Raw genomic sequence first — 19,449 nt, 5'->3', positions numbered from 1 at the left:
GTATTATAACGCAACAAACAAATAAAGCACGAAAACGGGGTTGAAGCCCATACCGCCTCCCTTAAACAGCCTTTAAACGATAATTGACCTTGAGTTAATACGTTTAAAGGCTGCTTTTTATGGCAAACGGGAACATGAAACTGTCGTTGGTGTTAACCGCCCGAGATGACGGAGCGAGACGGCTACTGGCTGATACTCAACGACAATTAGATCGTACCGCGAAATCGCGGGCGCAACTTGAACGGCAAAGCCATACTTATGCGTTGACCGGCATCCGCTCAGAAAAACAGATTCAACGCGAAATCATGCTGACACAGGCTGCGTTTAACCGTTTGGCGCGCAGCGGCAAGGCATCACAAAATGATTTGGCACGGGCGGCGGTCGCTACGCGTAACCGAATTCGCGAGCTGAACGCGGAACTGAAACAGGGCACGGGATTTGCGGACAAGATGGGAAAAATCGGAAGATTCGGTGCAGCTGCGGTGGCTGGTGGCGCGGCAGCGTATACGGTGCTTAAGCCTGCTATGGACAACAGAAAGCAGCTTGATGAGAACATCAACCGCGTGTCCAGACAGGCATTTATTGAGGATAACAGTAAATCGGCAGCGTGGATTGCAACTGAAGGTGCGCAACAGATCAAGGATTTGGCACTTGAACTTGTCGAGAAAAATGGCGGGACCCACGATAAGGCTTTGGATTTAATCAGCGGCATGATGACCACCAGTCTGAATTTTGCCCAAACCAAGAATGAAGCGCAGGCGGCATATGCTTTTGCACTTGCCTCAGAAGGCAGTGGCGAGGATACGGCAAAACTGATTAAAACCCTGAAAGATGGCGGCATGAGCGGTAAAGACCTGCAACTCGGGCTTGAGCACGTCTTGCAATCGGGTTTAGACGGCACTTTCGAGGTGCGGGATATGGTTCGGGAGCTGCCGAGCCTGCTCCCTGCCGCGCAACAGGCAGGGATGAATGGTGTCGGCGGTTTGGACTACCTGCTCTCACTCTTACAATCTGCGGCGAATAAATCGGGCAGTCCTGCCGAAGCGGCGACTAATGTGCAAAATCTTTTGAGTAAAACTCTGTCGCCTTACACGATAGGTCGTCTGAAGAAGATGGCAAATCCAAATGACCCGAAGAAAGGTGTCGATTGGATAGGCTCGGTTGTGCAAGGCAAGCAAAACGGCGAAAACGCAGTGCAGGTGTTGTCCCGTCTTGCCGATGCCATGCTAGTAAAGGATAAGCAATACCAAGATTATAAGAAACGCGCGGCTGCAGGCGATAAGACGGCGGCGGAGCAGGCAAATATGCTTAAGGGCGCGCTTTTGGCGCAACTGCTGCCTGATTTGCAGGCAAAACAAGGTTTGCTGGCTGCAACGGATATGACGCAAATCCGTGAATATATGGCTTCGTTGGCTGGCGTAACGTTGGATAACGGAAAAATTGCTAAGAACAACGAGGCGCGAATGTTGTCGGCAGCGGCGCAACAAGAGCAACAGGAATCGCTGGCAATGTTGCGGGAAAGTCTGACGGGAACATTGGTGGATATGGAAACCTCGTTTAAAAAGCTGGCAGCGGAATACCCTAATGCCACTCTAGCCCTGCAAGCATTGACGACGGCGGCAACAGCGGCGTCTGCCGCAATGTTATTAACCGCCGGTGGCGGTAAAGGTGCAGGCTTTCTGAAAGATGTAGGTAGTAAAGCGTTGGTATGGGGTAAGGCTTCCGCAGGCGGCGTGGCAGCAGGTGCCACAGCGGCAGGCGGTAAGTTGCTGTCATGGGGAAAATCTGCCGGTAGCGGGCTCATGAATAATCCAGCGTTAGTTAAACGGGCGGGTTTGTTAGGTATGTTGCTGTATTCCGAGTCTTTGGGTGACGGCACATTGCCAAAGGGTTTGCGTGGTACCAAGACAACTCCTGAAATGATTAATCGTCTGAAAAACAACGGTATCCGATTTGAACCTGCGCCGAAGCGGGAACAGGCGCGGGGTGGTGTCCCTCAGTATTTGGCTGCTCCGTCAGCGCAGCCTACCGATAAGATGTTGTCTCCGTTGTTTTCAACTCAGACGGCGGCGTATCAGGCAGCCATTCAGCAGCAGACGGCGGCGTATCAGGCAGCATTGGCGCAGGATACGGCTGCAGTTACAACAGGTTTGGCACAAGTGCAAAGTGCGATGGCGTCGGCAAGTCAGACCATCAATACCAATGTGAGCCTGAATATCGACGGACGTGTTATCGCGAATGAGGTATCGCGGTATCAAGTGGCCATGTTCGGCCGTGGAGCGGGTCAATAATGAGCGGATGGCATACCTTATTGCAGGACGCATCTTACAAGGGCGTCGGCTTTGATATTGAGGTGGTGGACGAGAGCAACGGCAAGGCATTGGCCGAGCATGCGCGGCCGTTTGTGCAGGGTATCGACCTTGAAGACATGGGCATGACCGGGCGGCAGGTGCAGATTAATGCGGTGTTTTGGGGCAAGGGCTATGCAGGCCGTCTGAAAAAGCTGCTGGATGCGCTGGAGCAGCCGGGCGGCGGCGTGCTGGTGCACCCTGTTTGGGGGCGGATGCACAACATGATTGCGGCATCATGGAGTTACCGACATGAGGCCGATTATGTGGATTATGCGGGCATCGATATTACTTTCCGCGAGGCGGCCGAAGCGCAGGAAATCTTTGTTTTTGAAAACGCCTTTTTGGTCGAGCTTGAGGCGTTGATTGCTGATATCGACACCTACCGCGAGGCGGCTATCGGCTTTGTTGATGCGGTGTTGGCGGTGGATGCGGGCGTATCGGCTTTATGGGGCAGCGCGCTGGGCATTTGGAGTGCGGCATCGGGTACGTTTGGTGCGGTGCGCCGTTTGTTTGATTTGGACAAAATTGCCTTTCCCGATCGGGGCGGATACAGCGCAGCGGCGTTTAAAAACGGCTCGGCCAAGCTGTTTGCGGATATATCGGTCATGGTAGATACTGGCATACGCCGTGAGGCGGGTTTGGCCGATAATGCCATGCACCATGCCGGTTGGTCGCCGCGACAGCGGTTTGACGGGGCTGCGGCTGTTGCCGACCGTGCCGCCGCTATCCCTGATAATTTGCTGACCGGCCGCTTTTCAGACGGCCTGCAAAACCGCCTGAACCGTTTAACCGCCAAACAGGTGCAGCCGGTAGCGCAGGCGGTGCGCCTGTTATCCACGTCATCGCTGTTGTCGGTGGCAACGGCATTAATCGAGGCGCATGGCGAAGAGATGACCGCGCCCGATTTGATTGAGGTTAACCGCGCCATGCGCCGCCGTATGCAGGCCGAGATTGCCGCCTTACGGGCGGTGCAGACGGCTGCTGCCGAGTCTGGTGGGCTGACGGCCAACGCCGTGTATACCGAGGCTTACCAAACGGCAGAATCCCTGCGCGCGGCGGCAGGCCGTCTGAATGCGTTGGTTGCGGCGGTCATCAACCAAAAGCCGCCGCTGATTGTGCGCCAAGCCCCAATCGACGGTACGATACACCAAATCGCCCACGAGTTTTACGGCGATATAGCCCGCGCAGCAGAGCTGGTGCGGCTCAATCCCCATATCCACCACCCCGCGTTTATCAAGCGCGGCACTTTGGTCAACAGCTATGCAAAATAATTCATACGGCTATGCCGTGTCGGTGCGCGTGGGCGGTAAAGAGCACCGCCACTGGGAGCGCTACGACATCGACAGCGACTTTTTAATCCCTGCCGACAGCTTCGATTTTGTCATCGGCAGGTTGGGGCCGGAGGCGGCCATACCCGATTTAAGCGGAGAGAGCTGCGAGGTAGTGATAGACGGGCAAATCGTGATGACGGGCATCATCGGCAGCCAGCGCCACGGCAAAAGCAAGGGCGGCCGCGAGTTGAGCTTGAGCGGGCGTGATTTGGCCGGTTTTTTGGTGGATTGCTCCGCGCCGCAGCTCAATGTAAAGGGCATGACGGTATTGGATGCAGCCAAAAAGCTGGCCGCGCCGTGGCCGCAGATTAAAGCGGTGGTGCTTAAGGCCGAAAACAACCCCGCTTTGGACAAAATCGACATCGAGCCGGGCGAAACCGTATGGCAGGCATTAACCCATATTGCCAACTCGGTCGGGCTGCATCCGTGGCTGGAGCCGGACGGCACGTTGGTGGTGGGCGGTGCGGATTACAGCAGCCCGCCGGTGGCGACATTGTGTTGGAGCCGCACCGACAGCCGCCGCAATATCGAGCGCATGGACATTGAGTGGGATACCGACAACCGCTTTTCCGAGGTTACTTTTTTGGCGCAATCGCACGGCCGCAGCGGCGACAGCGCCAAACACGATTTAAAGTGGGTGTACAAAGACCCGACGATGACGCTGCACCGCCCTAAAACGGTGGTGGTGTCCGATGCCGACAATTTGGCCGCATTGCAAAAGCAGGCTAAAAAGCAGCTGGCCGACTGGCGGCTGGAGGGATTGACACTCACGATAACCGTGGGCGGCCATAAAACCCGCGACGGCGTATTGTGGCAACCTGGCCAGCGTGTGCATGTGATCGACGACGAGCACGGTATCGATGCGGTGTTTTTTCTGATGGGGCGGCGGTTTATGCTATCCCGCATGGATGGCACGCAAACCGAGCTGCGGCTCAAAGAGGACGGTATTTGGACACCCGACGCTTACCCCAAAAAGGCCGAGGCGGCGCGCAAGCGCAAAGGCAAACGCAAAGGCGTGAGCCATAAGGGCAAAAAAGGCGGCAAAAAACAAGCAGAAACGGCGGTGTTTGAATGAGTTTGAGTAAATTGGCGAAAAAAACGGCACAAACTGCTAAAAATATCGGCGAAACCCTGCGCGCGGCCTTTCGGGGAAAAATCACGCTGGTGGTGTCGTCCGAGCCGATACAGCGCGTGCAGTTGAGCGGCTTGGCCGACGAAACCCTGCAAGACCTTGAACATTTGCAGGAATACGGCTTTGCCAGCCATCCGCCGACCGCCCGCAGGCGGCAACCGTTACGACTATAAAAACTGGGCGTTGAGTGTTGACGGCGTAACCAGCGCATATGTTTATCCGCTGCGCCGCGGCTTGGGTACGGTGGATATTGCCATTACCTCCGCCGACGGTGTGCCGTCGGAAGAAACTGTGCGCCGCGTACAGGCTTATATCGACGAGATGCGCCCGGTAACGGCAAAAAATGCGCTGGTACTCAAGCCAACCGTAACGGCGGTGCCTGTTACCGTGCAAGTCAAGCTCGACGGTATCGACTTGGACGAGGCCAAGCGCCGCATACGGACGGCCCTAAAAGAATATTTCGACACCCTGATCCCGGCGACGGCCTGACTGTGTCGCAAATCGAGGCTGCTATCAGCAATGTGGATGGTGTGATCGACCGCCGTCTGACTGCGCCGACGGCCAACCGTGCCGCCGATACGGTTAACCGCATCGAGTGGTTTAAAGCGGGTGCGATTAATGTAACGGAGATGCCGTCATGAGCTATCAAGACATCTTGCGGGGCCTGTTGCCCCCCGTGTCGTATGCCCGCAATGCCCCGCGTGTGCGAGCGCAGGCAGAAATAGACGGCGCAGCGCTGGATGCGGTGGCGGAATCGGCTCAAAGCGTTGCCGATGCCGTCGACCCACGCAGCGCCGGCCAAATGCTGGCCGATTGGGAGCGCGTATTAGGTTTGGACGGTACGGGCAAAAACCGCCAGCGCCGTGTGTTGGCCGTCATGGCCAAGCTAAACGAAACAGGCGGCTTGAGTATTCCTTATTTTGTGCGTTTGGCCGAGGCGGCGGGCTATCAAATCCAAATCGACGAACCGCAGCCGTTCCGCGCCGGTGTAAACCGCGCCGGCGACCGTCTTGCGCCGCAGGAAATCATGTGGGTGTGGCACGTTAACGTGCGCGGCGGCAACAACCGCATTACCCGATTCCGCGCCGGTATCTCGGCGGCGGGCGACAGGCTGACCGATTACAGCGATGCCGTGATCGAGAGCCTGTTCAACCGCCTCAAGCCCGCCCACACCGCTATCCGATTTACCTACCGATAAGGACTAAACCATGCACCCCATCGAAACCCCCGACAAGACCTTCCACGACGGCGACGGCGTGTCCGAATTTGGCACCATCCTGCCCGCGTGGTGGCTCAACCAAGTGCAATCCGAGCTGCTGACCGTGCTGAATGCGGCCGGTATCCGGCCGGATAAGTCGCAGCCTAATCAATTACTGGCAGCACTAAATAGGCTGGCTGTAGTTATCACCGGCGACCAAACCATCACCGGCCAAAAAACCTTTACCGCCGCAACCCAATTCCAAAGCGGCATCCATTTATCCGCCAACCAGACGAACTGGAACGGCGGCCACAAAGCCTACATCGGCGCGGATGCCGACAACGCCCACATCGTCTTCGGCGACGACACCCTGCGCCTGCACGGCGCAAACAACCGCATTTCCTACAACAACCACGACATCTTCCACCAAGCCAACAAACCGCGTTTTAACGAAGACATCGAAGGCAAACCGAACACACTGTCCGGATACGGCATCGGCAACTTCAAAGTAGAAACCTTCCGGGGCGATTTGAACACCCTCAAAACAGACGGCGTCTATTCCCTGCCGACGGCGGTCGGCAGCTCCAACCTGCCCGTTGAAAACACCGCCTGCCATATCCAAGTCATCGCCGGAACGCAACCCGGCTGGTGCAGGCAGTTGGGTTATCCCGCCTACACGTCCGACGTGTACGAACGCCACCAGGTAAGCAGCGCAAACGACAACTGGTCCGCATGGAAAAAACTCAATTCGGACGGCATCCCCGTCGGCGCGATCGTATCCTTTCCCAAAGCCGTACAAAACCCCGCAGGCTATCTCAAAGCCAACGGCACGACCTTTGCACAAAACACCTTCCCCGACCTCTACCGCGCCCTGGGCAACAGCAACCGCCTGCCCGATTTAAGCCGTACCGACATCGGCATCACCGCGTGGTTTCCGTCCGACCAAATCCCGACCGGCTGGCTGGCGTTTGACGACATCCGCACGCGCGTAACCAAAACCGCTTATCCCGAGCTGTACCGCCTGCTGACCGGAAAATACGGCAGCATCCAAAACGTCCCGCAGGCGGAAGACCGCTTTATCCGCAACGCAGGCAACAGCTTGGCAGTCGGAACGAAGCAGGAAGACGAAATCAAACGGCACGTCCACAAAGTATTTTCACACTGGGTAAACCACCCGCACGCGGCAGCCCTCGGTTACGAAGACCACAACGAAAGGCAGAGAAGCTCGCTCGTATCGACTTGGACGGACGAAAATTTAAGCGACAACGGCTTTTTAACCCCGCGCCCGGACAGCAAAATGGCAACGGGCGGCGACGAAAACCGCCCCAAAGCCCTGGTTTTAAAACTGTGCATCAAAGCCGCCGACACCTTGGGCGAAGCCGTGTTCTGGATAAAGTCCCACGGCGAAACCATCAACGCAGGCGCGCTGGACGCGGGCACGCTGGCGCAAAACCTCCAAGACAAAGCCGACCGCGACCACACCCACACCGCCGCCCAAATCCAAGGGCTGGACGAAAAAATCAGCACCGCCGTTGCCGCGCAATTCACACGCCAAACCATCGGCGGCGTGGATATTGTCAGATTCCCCGACGGCACAATGATACAGACCGGCAGTTACAGGTTTACAAGAAGCGGCGGCCCCATCGAAAACGAAGTCGTCTTCCCCGTCGCCTTTGCCGACGGCAACGTCAAATGCTTCGTATCCGAACGCCATTCGGGACGCGTTACCGGCGATCGAAGGCAACACAACTGGCTGTTTATCCGCGCAAAAAACCACGCCGCCGCCATTATTACCAACTGGTACGAAGGTAGTTGCGACTGGATGGCCATCGGCAAAGCCGCCTCGGGAAACGCCGCCAGCTCCCCGATAGGCCCCGAAATACCTGAAACCAACGAAGAACCGCAAAGAGAGAGTGGAAGAACATCAACCGGACCCCGAAACCGCCGCCGCCGAGACGGCTTGCTCGAGGCACTGCAAGACTAGCGGGCTGTAGAGATGGGTTGTAGAGATGGTTGTAGAGATGGCTGTAGAGATGGCTGTAGAGATGGCTGTAGAGATGGCTGTAGAGATGGCTGTAGAGATGGCTGTAGAGATAGCTGTAGAGATAGCTGTAGAGATAGCTGTAGAGATAGCTGTAGAGATAGCTGTAGAGATAGCTGTAGAGATAGCTGTAGAGATAGCTGTAGAGATAGCTGTAGAGATAGCTGTAGAGATAGCTGTAGAGATGGGTTGTAGAGATGGGTTGTAGAGACGAGTTGTAGAGATGGGCTTCAGCCCGCCGATCCAAGCAATCCGACCGAAACCGGCCGCGCCGCCAATCCCCCGAAACCTATGCCCCGCCAATCCTGCCACTCTTCGTCATTCCCGCCGCTTTCGTCATTCCCGCGAAAGCGGGAATCCAGCCCCTAAACGCGGCAGGAATCTATCGGAAAAAACAGAAACCCCCGCCACCGTCATTCCCGCGAAAGCGGGAATCTAGACCCCAAACGCGGCAGGAATCTATCGGAAAAAACAGAAACCCCCGCCGCCGTCATTCCCGCGAAAGCGGGAATCCAGACCCCGACGCAACAGGAATCTATCGGAAAAAACAGAAACCCCCGCCGCCGTCATTCCCGCGCAGGCGGGAATCCAGACCCCAAACGCGGCAGGAATTTATCGGAAAAAACAGAAACCCCCGCCGCCGTCATTCCCGCGCAGGCGGGAATCCAGACCTCAAACGCGGCAGGAATTTATCGGAAAAAACAGAAACCCCCGCCGCCGTCATTCCCGCGAAAGCGGGAATCCAGACCCCAAACGCGGCAGGAATCTATCGGAAACGGCTGAAACCGAACGGACTGGATTCCCGCTTTCGCGGGAATGACGGCGGCAGGGGTTTCGGGATTCCCGCCTTCGCGGGAATGACGGAAAGTGGCGGGAATAACGAAAGGCGGGAATGACCGCGCAAAAAGCCGCTGCCCCCTTCGGACGGCACCGGCAACAAAAAACCGCACGGCCGAAACCGCGCGGGAAAGGATAGTCGGGCGCGCCCGATAAGCAGCGGCCGCCCCCGTTATTTCAATTGGGCGACATATTGGCGCAAAACCTCGTTGATGCGCGTCTGCCAGCCCTTGCCGCCGGCGCGGAATTTTTCGACCACATCGGCGGACAGGCGTATGGTAACGAGTTGTTTCGGGGTTTTGCCTGTGTTTCGTTTTTGCATTACGCCCTTTTCTTCCAATTGTTTTTGATGGGAAAAAAGCACCTGTGCCAAGTCTTCGGGCAGGGCTTCGGCAATGGGGCGGGCAAGCGCAAAATCTTCGGCGGCAAGTTCCCGCACTTCGCCGTCAGCGTTTGTTAAGGATTGACGTTGCATATTTTTTAACCTCTCTTTTATTCGCTTTGCGAAAACTGATGACACGGATGCCGTCTTTTATCGGCGTAAAACAGACAATGTGCAGGCGTTGCGTATCGCCTAGATAAGCAGCGGCAACATAACGCGGTTCGGGGTAATCAAAGCGGACATCGGGCACAATAACGGCCGTTGTCCAGCGTATTTGCCCGACTGATTCAAAGGGCAAATTCCGCTCTTCGATATTGCGTTGATTTTTTTCGGAGTCAAATTCAATCTTCATTGCAGCTTGCAGCGTATTTTGTCGTTACATTATAAGCGGCAAAAAACCAAAATGTAAATACAAAAAAGGAAACCCCGAAATGACCATCTATTTCAAAAACGGCTTTTACGACGACACATTGGGCGGCATCCCCGAAGGCGCGGTTGCCGTCCGCGCCGAAGAATACGCCGCCCTTTTGGCAGGACAGGCGCAGGGAGGGCAGATTGCCGCAGATTCCGACGGTCGCCCCGTTTTAACCCCGCCGCGCCCGTCTGAATACCACGAATGGGACGGCAAGAAATGGGAAATCGGCGAAGCCGCTGCCGCCGCCCGTTTCGCCGAACAAAAAACCGCCACGGCATTCCGCCTCGCGGCAAAGGCGGACGAACTCAAAAACAGCCTCTTGGCGGGCTATCCCCAAGTGGAAATCGACAGCTTTTACAGGCAGGAAAAAGAAGCCCTCGCGCGGCAGGCGGACAACAACGCCCCGACCCCGATGCTGGCGCAAATCGCCGCCACAAGGGGCGTGGAATTGGACGTTTTGATTGAAAAAGTTATCGAAAAATCCGCCCGCCTGGCTGTTGCCGCCGGCGCGATTATCGGAAAGCGTCAGCAGCTCGAAGACAAATTGAACACCATCGAAACCGCGCCCGGATTGGACGCGCTGGAAAAGGAAATCGAAGAATGGACGCTAAACATCGGCTGAAAAAATACGTTTACCACCTGTTGGTAGCCATCGACCAACTGTTCAACGCCCTAACCGGCGGCGCGGCGGACGAAACCCTCTCAAGCCGCACCTATCGCGGCGCGCGGCTCGCCCAAAAGCCCAAAACCCGCTGGAAGATTTTATATACCCTGATTAACGGCGTGTTTTTCGACCGCCAACACTGTCGGCAGGCGTATATCAGCGAACTGAAAGGCAGGCAGCACGACGCGCGGTTCAACCAAAGCCGCGCCGCCGGGGAAAAGGGGACGCGATGAACTACTTCGGCATGGTAGAGTTTCTGCGCCTGATGGCAATGGTGCGGCCGCCATTTGTCTTCTTCTCCGGCACCCGCAGCGAACTGCCTGCTTATCTTGACCTCGTGGCAGAACTGCGCCTGACCGGATGGGAGCGTTTTGCAGGCAGCCAAACCTTGACTGTGAGCAGCACATCAACAGCAATTCAAGCTACGACGACCACCTGATTTATAAGTTCTGACCGCAAGTAGCGTACTACTTTTAAAGGCATAAGATAATCCCCGTTTAACAGACCATTAAACGGGGATAAATTTGTGCAAAAGCTAATACAATTTCCTACGCTTCGGCGGTGCAAAAGCTGCCGCCAATTCGTGCAAAAGCTGCCGCCGCCTTACATTCCAGTGCAATGCCGTCTGAAACTTCGCTAATCTCGGGTTGTCGCGCGCTGTGTTGTTCTTCGGTACTCAGCAAAAAGCCGTACAGACGCTCCAATCGGGCGCGGTAGGCGGTGAATTTGTTGTAGAACATTCGAAAGAAAGAAAGCGCGTTTTGCAGTCGCGCGAAGGCTTGGACGGTTTGCTGGATGTCGCCGATTTTGATTTGTCCGGCAAACAGGCGCGGAGCTTGCAAAATAATCGGGAAGAGTTTGATGCCGTTGGTGAACATACCGTTAAAGCCGCTTAAGCAGACGCTTTGCCGCGCAATGCGCCAACGGTTGCGGATAATGGCTTTAAAGCGGTCGGAAAGCTGGTCGTATTCATGTTTTTCGCCGTTGTAAAACGCCACGCTTTCGGCGTGGTCGCGCACGCGGATGAGGGAATAACGGTAGTCGCCGTTGAGTTTTTCGTTTTCATAATTGTAACGAATCAAAGGGTTGCCTATCCACATGGCGATAAAGGTCGCCAAAATCACAAATATATAGACAAACCAAACGATGCCGTGCGGAATGTCGAAGCCGAACACGGTCAGGATGCCAGCCAAGCCCCGCAAAACAACGGCAAATTCCAGAGAAGTAACGACCGAATTGACCATGCCGCGCACAAATTCGATGGTCGAAGCGATAAATTCCTGCGCGTCCTGTTGGATACGCTGGTCGATGTTGTCTGGCGCGTGGCGGCGCATTTGCAGGCGGTAGTAGTTTTTGTCGGCAAGCCAGCGTGCTGTCAGCACTTCGTTGAGCCGCTCCGACCATTTAATCGCCAAGCCTTGATCGAGGAAGTCGTTGACGACGTTGTTAAACGCCCGTATCAGCACCACGCCCGCGTTCATTGCGGCAAACATCCAAAATGCCGAAGCATTCAAATCCTGCATCGAGTCGTAAAGCCCTTTGGACATAAAGGTACTCAACACATTCAGCCGTACTTCGGTTAACAGCAGCGTAACCATTGCCGTAATCAGCAGCAATACTTTGACCGCGCTTTTCGGTGTCAGACAAAGGCGCAGGATATAGGCAAACTCCCGCCCGAAGCGCGTTTTCCGTGTCAAAAACAGAATCACCGCTGAAGCGGCAGAAACTATCAAGAGAGTCTGTAAAAGCCAAAGCGGTGTGGAATAAAGCTCGGTTTGCCATTTTTGCATGGGAAATCTCTTACGGTATCAATGCCGTCTGAAAAGACGGGTACAGTTGATTTTTTGATGAAGTTTGGGGAAGTTTTGCAGGTCAGGGCATATTGCGTGTTAATTTACCATACAACCACGCCGGAATTAAGTTTAAATTTGAATAAAAGGTTCGGGTTCTGCAAAATACAGAACCCGAACCTTGTTCGGATATTGAAACCGGCCGCCCGATTTTGGGCGGTGCGGCTTGCAAGTATCAAGATTCGCATATGCCGTCTGAAGCTCGGAGAGGTTCAGACGGCATATGCTTATTTGGGCTGCTCTTCGACGAATCTCGGACCTTTCAAGATGCCGTTGTGAGAATAGGGCGACAGCAGGTTGTATGCGGCGGTTTTGGAAACCTGATAACCGCGGTCGGTCAGGCTGTTGGCAATCTGATTGACCACTGCGCTGACCAAAGCCCCCAACAGGCCGCTGTTGCTGTTGTTGCTGCCTTCGCGGATGCTGGCCGAACCCGACCACAACTCTTTTCCGTTGCGGGAATCGACCAGCCGTGCTTTGGCGGATACGGTCGTCACGCTGTCTAAAATTTGATATGAAGTGCCGTATTCGGTAACCGTAATGTACAAAACCGCATCATTGCCGAAAATCTGATGCAGTTTTTCCGGCCGGACGGCGTGAATATCGGCGGCATTGGTCAAGCCGTTTTGTTTGAAGGTTTCCTCCACGACTGCGGCGGGGAAGACGTAATAGCCGGCTTCGGAAAGCGGCGCGGCGGTCGAAGCCAGTACACACCATGTTCCGTTGACATCGGGCGATTCGTTCAGCGGCGGAACCACCAAAATTGAAGCCGGTTTGCTTTCCTTGAATGACGTGTAGTCGAAATCGGGCGCTTTTTGAACTTGGCAGGCAGACAGCGCCAACACGGCGGCAAGCCCTAAAATCAAAGGTTTCATCGCTTGCCTCCTTTACCGGTTTTCATCAGGAAGTCCATAAATACGCCCGATTCGGGAAACAGCCTTTTCTCTTCTTCAAACTGGCGGAACGCGCCCTCTTTGTCTCCCGAACGGGAAAGCAGCAGTCCCAGATGGGCGTGCGCACCCGGGGCGGCATTCATTTTTTTGTTGCCGGCTTCCACAAAGTATTTTTCCATCTTTTCGGTCTGCTTGCCCAACGAAGTGTCGTCGTTTTTCAAACCTTCATAGACGGTATCGGGATAGCCGCCGTAATAATACAGGGATTTTTGCCCGTTGCCGCCGCAGGCGGTCAGAGCCAAGACCGCCGCACACAGCGACAAACGGCTCAAGGTTTTCGGATTCATCATTTCTCCTTAACGGTTGGGTTGCCATGCGCCGTTGTCAACAGCCTGAACCAGGCTGTTGACGGCTTCGCGGATTGCCAAGTCTAAAACTTTGCCGTTCAAAGTCGCATCGTAGCCGGAAGTGCCGCCGAAACCGATGATTTCACGGTTGGAAAGTGCGTATTCGCCCGCGCCCTGTGCGGAATAGACGATTTCGGAAGTATTGACGTTGACGATATTCAGAGCCACTTTTGCATAGGCGATTTGCGATTTGCCGCGACCCAAAATGCCGAAGAGCTGATGATCGCCGACATCTCTGCGTCCGAATTCGGTTACATCGCCGGTAACGACATAATCTGCGCCTTTCAGGTTATGCGCTTTGCCGGAAATGCCGGATTCCTGTTTTAATGCGTTCAAATTGGTGCGGTTCAGTACGTTGAAGCGGTTGGTCTGTTGCAGGTGCGTTACTAGAATGGTTTTTGCCTGGCTGCCCAAACGGTCTTCCCCGTCGGAGAAAATGCCTTTTTGGAAGCTGGAGCGGTTGTCGAATGTTCCGACGGAAATCGGGGTACGAACACCGTGATATTGCGTATTGTAGGAGGCGACTTTTGCTACCTCGAGACTGCGTGAGGATTCGGTCGCACAGCCGGTCAGTGAAACGGCAGCGGCGGCAAGGACAACGGCGGTGGAAACGGTTTTCATAAAATTTACCCTAAGGTCAAGTTAAGGAAATAACGGGTTGTCATTATTGTCCTTATGTAAATTTAAGTCAAGGTGTTTGTCTGTGCGGGACGGATGCGCACGGAAGGTACGGATATTTTTCAAACGGAATCGCGGCGCGGGCGGGATGCCTGCCTTTTCCGGATTTAGAGGTAAACGATTTCGCCGCTCCGCCCTTTGCTTTCGGCACTTGCCCACCAGACAAATGCGGGCAGCACGTCCCCGTAGCTTTTGCGTTCGCTTTTGGCTTCGCCCGGATGGGATTTGATGCGTTGCGGGGAATTGATGGGTCCGGGGACGAGGACGTTGGCGCGCAGGTTGCCGAAGCGTTCCCATTCGTCGGCGGCGACTTTGCACAGGTAGTTCAACGCGGCTTTGGACGCGCCGAAGCCGCCCCAGTAGGCTTTGGGGGTTTCCCCGTGGCTTTCGCCGACGAAGATAACGGATGCGTCCGGCGACTGTTTCAGCAGGGGAAGGAGGGCGCGGGTCAGCCCCATCGGGGCGACGGTGTTGATGCGGTATTGGTTGACCCATTCGGCGACGGTTTGGAAATCCAGCGGCGAGAGCGCGTAAAAATAGCCGGCGCAGTGGACGATGCCGTCCAGTTTGCCTTGCGTGGCTTCGGCAATGGTGGCGGCGAAATGTTCAAATTCTTTTTCTTCCGCGCTAATAAGGTCAAAGCAGATGGCGAATGGTTCGGGGTATCCGGCTTCGACAATCGCGTCATACACTTTTTCCAGTTTTTTCTGATGACGGGCAACCAAAATCACGGTTGCGCCTGCCGCCGCATAGGCTTTGGCGACCTGTTCGCCCAGACCTTGCGATGCGCCGGTTACTAAGATGGTTTTGTCGGACAGTGTCGCCATACTTTTTCCTTTTTGGTGGTCGGTTAAGGTATTTTAGCGTTTTGCCGCACCTTGTAAAGCGTCCCGATACCGGCCGGCGTTTTCAGACGGCATCGCTCAGGCTTTGCAGGCAGGCTTCCGCCGACGCGAAACCTGATTGTACGGCGGCTTCGAGCGTGGCGGGGTAGTCTGGGTGGAGGTAGTCGCCGGCGGGGAAGATGCGGTGCCGGTGCAACCACGACAAATCCGGCGGCGGGGCATCGGCTGCGGTTGTGGCGCGTTTTTCGGTGATGACGCGCACGGCTTCGGGTTCGCCCAAATGCGGAAGGATGCGTTTGAGGTCGGCGTGAACTTTGTCCGCCCACGCCCGGTTTGCAAACGCGCCGACGCGGTCGGAAACGCTGATGACGGCGGACACTTCGTTTTCAGGCAGTCCGAGCCTGCCCCGGCAAAGCAGCCATTGCACCGTGCCGTCGGCAAGGCCGGTCAGCGGGGCGGGCAGGCGGACGGGTTCGGCGTAGCGCAGATAGACGGTGGTGATGGCGTGGTAGCGAAGGTTTTGATATGCCGTCTGAACGTGTTCGGGCGTGCCTTCGGGCAGGAGCGCGGCGGCGTGGTAGGGCGCGGTGGCGGGGACGGCGGCATCGAAAGCTTCGCCGTTGACGAGCACTTTCCCGTCCGGGAGGGTGTTCAGACGGCATACGCGCGTTTCGAGGCGGATGTCCGCGCCGAGCCGTTGAAGCTCCGCCAAGGCGGGTTCGGCGACGATTGCGCCCAAATCCTGCTTGGGTAGGAGATAGTCGCTGCCGGATTTTTTCGTCAGCACGCCGTCGGACAAAACGTTGCACAACACGCGCAGGCTTGCGGTTTCCAAAGGCGTGTTGAGCGCACCCCACACCAGCGGCTGCCAAAACTGCATCACGGCGGCACGCGGCACGTTCCGCTGTTTCAGCCATTGTGCAACTGTCGTGTCGGGCTGTCCGAGGCGTGCGGACTTCTGCAAATCGGACATATCGGCAAGCAGTTTGGCTTTGAATGCGGACGGTACGCGCCGGGCAAGCAGCACGCCGCCCAAAATATGCAGCGGCGCGGGCAGGGGGAGGGTGCGGAACTGCAAACCGCCGTGCATATGCCAGTGCAGCGGTACGCGCAAAAAGGCGGCACGGGGGTCTGAACCGATGGTTTTCATCAGGCGCAACACGCCCCGGTATGCGCCGAGCAAAATGTGCTGCCCGTTGTCCAAAAAACCGAAACCGTCGGTATTTCCGGCCAGTGCGCGCGCCCTGCCGCCCGCCTGCCGGCCGGCTTCAAACAGGGTAACGTCGGCGTGCCGCGCCAAGGTGACGGTGGCGGACAGTCCTGCCCAGCCTGCGCCGATGACGGCGATTTTCGGGCGCGGATGCGGCGTGTTCATCATTTATTCCTCCAATGGTTGAAACCCCGTTTTTCGGGGCGGCGGGGGTTGGGTTTTCCTGAAGGGCGGGCGGTATGCGCCTTATGCCCGTTCCGGCGTGCCGGGGCGCGGTTTGAATCCGAATAACCAGGTTTTCAGGGCAATGCGTTTTTTGCGCGGCGAAGGGAGGGCGATTTTGTATTTGAGGACGTTTTGCGCGCCGTCTCGGTCGATTTCGTTTAAAAGCGCGTAATAAACCGCCGCCATAACCAGTCCGACTTTTTGGGCTTTTTTGTCGGCATCAGGCAGCAGCGATACGGCTTCACGGTAGGTTTCACGCGCACGCTTTATTTGGAATGCCATCAATTCGGTGAAATTTTCTGTCGGCCGGCACTGCAAAATCACACTTGCGGGGACATCAAACCGCCGCATTTCCTCCATCGGCAGGTAAATCCGCCCATTACGGGCGTCTTCGCCGACATCGCGGATGATGTTGGTTAGTTGCAGCGCAAGTCCCATTTTGTCGGCGTATTCCAGTGTTTTGCTGTCTGAAAACCCCAAAATCCGCGCAATCAGGCAGCCGACTACGCCTGCGACGCGGTGGCAATACAGTTTCAATTCTTCAAAACTGCCGTAACGGGCTTGAACCAAATCCATCTGCATCCCGTCGATTAAGGCTTCCAGTTCATATTTCGGCAGCTTGAAGGTTTCCTTAACCTGCTGCAAGGCCTGATTGACGGGGTGTTCCGGCATCTCGCCACCGAACACCTTGTCCAAATCGCCGCGCCACCAGTTCAATGTTGCCTGTGCAACATCGGGGTTGGAACATTCGTCAACCACATCGTCCAATTCGCGGCAAAAAGCATATAAAACCGTTACCGCATCCCGTTTTTTCTGAGTCAGGAAACGGAAGCCCGATAAAAAACTGGAGCGGCTTTCTTCTGCTTTTTGACGGCAATAGTCGAGTCCTTTCACGATTTATATTCCTAATGATGGGCGAGAAAGACGGATTTTATCGGCATTTGGCGGTAGAGGGCAATTTCGGCGGCACGGCCCAATCCTTAGCGGTTTGCTCAACTATCGGCGCAAATTCTGTTAAAATGCCGACTTCCTTCCTTTACACACCGCACCGACAGGCAGAATTTATGGCTCTTTTGCAGATTTCAGAACCGGGTATGTCCGCCGCCCCGCACCGACACCGTTTGGCGGCAGGCATCGATTTGGGTACGACCAACAGCTTGGTTGCCACCGTCCGCAGCGGCAGTGCCGCCTGCCTGCCCGATGCCGAAGGGCGCGTTACCCTGCCTTCCGTCGTCCGCTATCTGGAAAACGGCGGCATTGAAGTCGGCAAAACCGCCCTGTCCGCCCAAAAAACCGACCCGCTGAACACCGTTAGCTCCGCCAAACGCCTTATCGGGCGGACGCTTGCCGATCTGCATCAAAATACGCATTACCTGCCTTACCGTTTCGGCGACAATCAACGCGTTATCGAACTGCATACGCGGCAGGGGGTGAAAACGCCTGTCGAAGTGTCGGCGGAAATCCTCAAAACCCTTAAATCGCGCGCCGAAGAAACCTTGGGCGGCGATTTGGTCGGCGTGGTGATTACCGTCCCTGCCTATTTCGATGATGCCCAACGCCAAGCCACCAAAGATGCCGCGCGTCTGGCGGGTTTGAACGTATTGCGCCTGCTCAACGAACCCACCGCTGCCGCAATCGCCTACGGGCTGGACAACGCCTCGGAAGGCACGTTTGTCGTGTACGACTTAGGGGGCGGCACATTCGACGTATCCGTATTGCAACTGACCAAAGGACTGTTTGAAGTCAAAGCCACCGGCGGCAACAGCGCGTTGGGCGGCGACGATTTCGACCACCGCCTGTTCTGCCGCCTGCTCGAACAAAACGGACTCTCCCAACTCAACGAACAAGACAGCCAACTCCTGCTCTCGCTCGTCCGCGCCGCCAAAGAACAATTAACCACGCAAACCGAAGCGCGCATTCAGGCGACGCTTTCAGACGGCATGGCAATCGACACAAGCATCAGTCGCGCCGAGTTCCACAACCTGACGCAGCATTTGGTGATGAAAACGCTCGAACCGGTCACACAGGCGTTGAAAGATGCCGGTGTCGGTAAAAACGAAGTCAAAGGCGTGATTATGGTCGGCGGTTCGACCCGTATGCTGCACGTCCAACAGGCAGTCGCCACCTTCTTCGGACAAACCCCGCTGAACAACCTCAATCCCGACGAAGTCGTCGCGCTCGGCGCCGCCATACAGGCAAACGTCCTCGCAGGCAACAAAACCGACGGCGAATGGCTGCTGCTGGACGTTACACCTTTGTCGCTCGGTTTGGAAACCTACGGCGGCTTGGCGGAAAAAATCATCCCGCGCAATTCCACCATCCCCACCGCGCGCGCGCAGGACTTTACCACCTTCAAAGACGGTCAAACCGCGATGACGATACACGTCGTGCAAGGCGAGCGCGAGCTCGTTTCTGACTGCCGCAGCCTTGCCAAATTCACCCTGCGCGGCATTCCACCGATGGCGGCGGGTGCGGCGCGTATCCGCGTAACCTTCCAAATCGATGCGGACGGGCTGCTGTCCGTTTCCGCCCAAGAACAAAGCACCGGCGTACAGGCGCAAATCGAAGTCAAACCTTCCTACGGCTTGGACGACGGCGCGATTACCCGAATGCTTAAAGACAGTATGGACAACGCCGCCGAAGATATGGCGGCACGCGCCCGCGCCGAAGCCGTAGTCGAAGCCGAAAGCCTGACCGATGCCGTCAACGCCGCCCTCGAGTTGGACAGCGATTTACTGGATGCCAAAGAATTGCAACAGATCCGGCAAGGCATCGCCGATTTGCAAGGCCGTCTGAAAGACGGAAAAGCCGAAGACATCCGCTCCGCCGTCGCCAAACTCAGCCGCAGCACCGACAACTTCGCCGCCAAACGCATGAACCGCAATATCCAACGCGCGTTGACTGGTCAAAGCGTTGATAATATTTGACGGCAAATGGTTTCAGACGGCATTGGATAAAGAGGTCGTCTGAAAAAATATCATCTCACAGAA

18 protein-coding genes and 3 pseudogenes are annotated in these 19,449 nt (G+C 56.0%); 12 read left to right on the top strand and 9 right to left on the bottom strand.

Annotated features, from left to right (window positions below):
* Positions 1-119: 119 nt before the first annotated feature.
* The 8 genes and pseudogenes from IUJ45_RS01195 (at position 120) to IUJ45_RS01160 (ending at position 8,261) form a co-directional block, all read left to right on the top strand.
* Positions 120-2,291, top strand: coding sequence for a phage tail tape measure protein (locus IUJ45_RS01195; protein WP_002229449.1), 2,172 nt, complete (start codon positions 120-122; stop codon positions 2,289-2,291).
* Positions 2,291-3,622, top strand: coding sequence for a DNA circularization protein (locus IUJ45_RS01190; protein WP_002217232.1), 1,332 nt, complete (start codon positions 2,291-2,293; stop codon positions 3,620-3,622). Before IUJ45_RS01195 ends, IUJ45_RS01190 begins: the two co-directional genes overlap by 1 nt.
* A complete protein-coding gene (locus tag IUJ45_RS01185) occupies positions 3,612-4,757 on the top strand; it encodes a phage baseplate assembly protein (RefSeq protein ID WP_002213593.1) in 1,146 nt (381 codons plus the stop codon). The genes IUJ45_RS01190 and IUJ45_RS01185 overlap by 11 nt, the downstream gene beginning before the upstream one ends.
* Positions 4,754-4,954 (top strand): annotated as a pseudogene (locus IUJ45_RS01180) (phage baseplate assembly protein domain-containing protein); the annotation flags it as partial. The gene IUJ45_RS01185 and the pseudogene IUJ45_RS01180, both read left to right, overlap by 4 nt.
* Positions 4,938-5,455 (top strand): annotated as a pseudogene (locus tag IUJ45_RS01175) (baseplate J/gp47 family protein); the annotation flags it as partial. The pseudogenes IUJ45_RS01180 and IUJ45_RS01175, both read left to right, overlap by 17 nt.
* Positions 5,452-6,012, top strand: a complete 561-nt coding sequence (locus IUJ45_RS01170; RefSeq protein ID WP_002213590.1) for a YmfQ family protein — start codon at positions 5,452-5,454, stop codon at positions 6,010-6,012. The pseudogene IUJ45_RS01175 and the gene IUJ45_RS01170, both read left to right, overlap by 4 nt.
* A gap of 10 nt (positions 6,013-6,022) precedes the next feature.
* A complete protein-coding gene (locus IUJ45_RS01165) occupies positions 6,023-7,996 on the top strand; it encodes a pyocin knob domain-containing protein (RefSeq protein WP_002246188.1) in 1,974 nt (657 codons plus the stop codon).
* A 25-nt stretch (positions 7,997-8,021) separates the two neighbouring features.
* Positions 8,022-8,261 carry a hypothetical protein gene (locus IUJ45_RS01160; RefSeq protein ID WP_232012976.1) on the top strand — a complete coding sequence of 80 codons (240 nt, stop codon included), beginning with the start codon at positions 8,022-8,024 and terminating at the stop codon, positions 8,259-8,261.
* 801 nt (positions 8,262-9,062) lie between these two features.
* Here IUJ45_RS01160 and IUJ45_RS01155 read toward each other — a convergent pair.
* Together IUJ45_RS01155 and IUJ45_RS01150 are read right to left on the bottom strand one after the other, a co-directional pair.
* Positions 9,063-9,365: a BrnA antitoxin family protein gene (locus IUJ45_RS01155; protein ID WP_002213586.1), complete on the bottom strand. Its 303-nt coding sequence runs from the start codon at positions 9,363-9,365 to the stop codon at positions 9,063-9,065.
* On the bottom strand, positions 9,337-9,624 hold the full coding sequence (locus IUJ45_RS01150; RefSeq protein ID WP_002213585.1) for a BrnT family toxin: 288 nt from the start codon (positions 9,622-9,624) through the stop codon (positions 9,337-9,339). The genes IUJ45_RS01155 and IUJ45_RS01150 overlap by 29 nt, the downstream gene beginning before the upstream one ends.
* 79 nt (positions 9,625-9,703) lie before the next feature.
* On the opposite strand from IUJ45_RS01150, the gene IUJ45_RS01145 reads away from it, so the two are divergent.
* Genes IUJ45_RS01145 through IUJ45_RS01135 form a run of 3 tightly spaced genes read left to right on the top strand, consistent with a single transcriptional unit; the run spans position 9,704 to position 10,790 of the window.
* The gene (locus IUJ45_RS01145) at positions 9,704-10,309 is read left to right on the top strand and encodes a hypothetical protein (RefSeq protein WP_002242615.1); all 606 of its coding nucleotides are present in this window, start codon (positions 9,704-9,706) and stop codon (positions 10,307-10,309) included.
* The gene (locus tag IUJ45_RS01140; RefSeq protein ID WP_002213583.1) at positions 10,288-10,584 is read left to right on the top strand and encodes a hypothetical protein; all 297 of its coding nucleotides are present in this window, start codon (positions 10,288-10,290) and stop codon (positions 10,582-10,584) included. Before IUJ45_RS01145 ends, IUJ45_RS01140 begins: the two co-directional genes overlap by 22 nt.
* Positions 10,581-10,790 carry a hypothetical protein gene (locus IUJ45_RS01135; protein ID WP_002213582.1) on the top strand — a complete coding sequence of 70 codons (210 nt, stop codon included), beginning with the start codon at positions 10,581-10,583 and terminating at the stop codon, positions 10,788-10,790. Before IUJ45_RS01140 ends, IUJ45_RS01135 begins: the two co-directional genes overlap by 4 nt.
* A gap of 169 nt (positions 10,791-10,959) precedes the next feature.
* Here the strand turns inward: IUJ45_RS01135 and IUJ45_RS01130 are convergent.
* From IUJ45_RS01130 to hpnD, 7 genes and pseudogenes are all read right to left on the bottom strand, one after another.
* Positions 10,960-12,141 (bottom strand): annotated as a pseudogene (locus tag IUJ45_RS01130) (SbmA/BacA-like family transporter); the annotation flags it as partial.
* 287 nt (positions 12,142-12,428) lie between these two features.
* Complete coding sequence (locus tag IUJ45_RS01125; protein WP_002246190.1) at positions 12,429-13,076, bottom strand: DUF799 domain-containing protein; 648 nt, start codon at positions 13,074-13,076, stop codon at positions 12,429-12,431.
* Positions 13,073-13,441 carry a DUF4810 domain-containing protein gene (locus IUJ45_RS01120; protein ID WP_002219297.1) on the bottom strand — a complete coding sequence of 123 codons (369 nt, stop codon included), beginning with the start codon at positions 13,439-13,441 and terminating at the stop codon, positions 13,073-13,075. The genes IUJ45_RS01125 and IUJ45_RS01120 overlap by 4 nt, the downstream gene beginning before the upstream one ends.
* Positions 13,442-13,450: 9 nt before the next feature.
* Positions 13,451-14,122: a CsgG/HfaB family protein gene (locus IUJ45_RS01115; protein WP_002213578.1), complete on the bottom strand. Its 672-nt coding sequence runs from the start codon at positions 14,120-14,122 to the stop codon at positions 13,451-13,453.
* 164 nt (positions 14,123-14,286) lie between these two features.
* Positions 14,287-15,006, bottom strand: a complete 720-nt coding sequence (locus tag IUJ45_RS01110; RefSeq protein ID WP_002213577.1) for an SDR family oxidoreductase — start codon at positions 15,004-15,006, stop codon at positions 14,287-14,289.
* Between the two features lie 82 nt (positions 15,007-15,088).
* Positions 15,089-16,402, bottom strand: coding sequence for a hydroxysqualene dehydroxylase HpnE (gene hpnE, locus IUJ45_RS01105; protein WP_002246191.1), 1,314 nt, complete (start codon positions 16,400-16,402; stop codon positions 15,089-15,091).
* A gap of 78 nt (positions 16,403-16,480) precedes the next feature.
* Entirely contained in the window at positions 16,481-17,353 is an 873-nt protein-coding gene (gene hpnD, locus IUJ45_RS01100) for a presqualene diphosphate synthase HpnD (RefSeq protein ID WP_002223786.1), read from the bottom strand.
* Positions 17,354-17,523: 170 nt separating this feature from the next.
* Between hpnD and hscA the strand changes: the two genes are divergently transcribed.
* Positions 17,524-19,386 (top strand): Fe-S protein assembly chaperone HscA, encoded by a 1,863-nt coding sequence (gene hscA / locus IUJ45_RS01095; RefSeq protein WP_002234879.1) that lies wholly within the window; start codon positions 17,524-17,526, stop codon positions 19,384-19,386.
* Positions 19,387-19,449 lie beyond the last annotated feature (63 nt).

The sequence above is a fragment of the Neisseria meningitidis genome (genome assembly GCF_022869645.1).
GTDB classification, from domain to species: domain Bacteria; phylum Pseudomonadota; class Gammaproteobacteria; order Burkholderiales; family Neisseriaceae; genus Neisseria; species Neisseria meningitidis.
The sequence above is the reverse complement of the archived record's forward strand: the minus strand, read 5'-3'. Positions and strand labels throughout refer to the sequence as shown.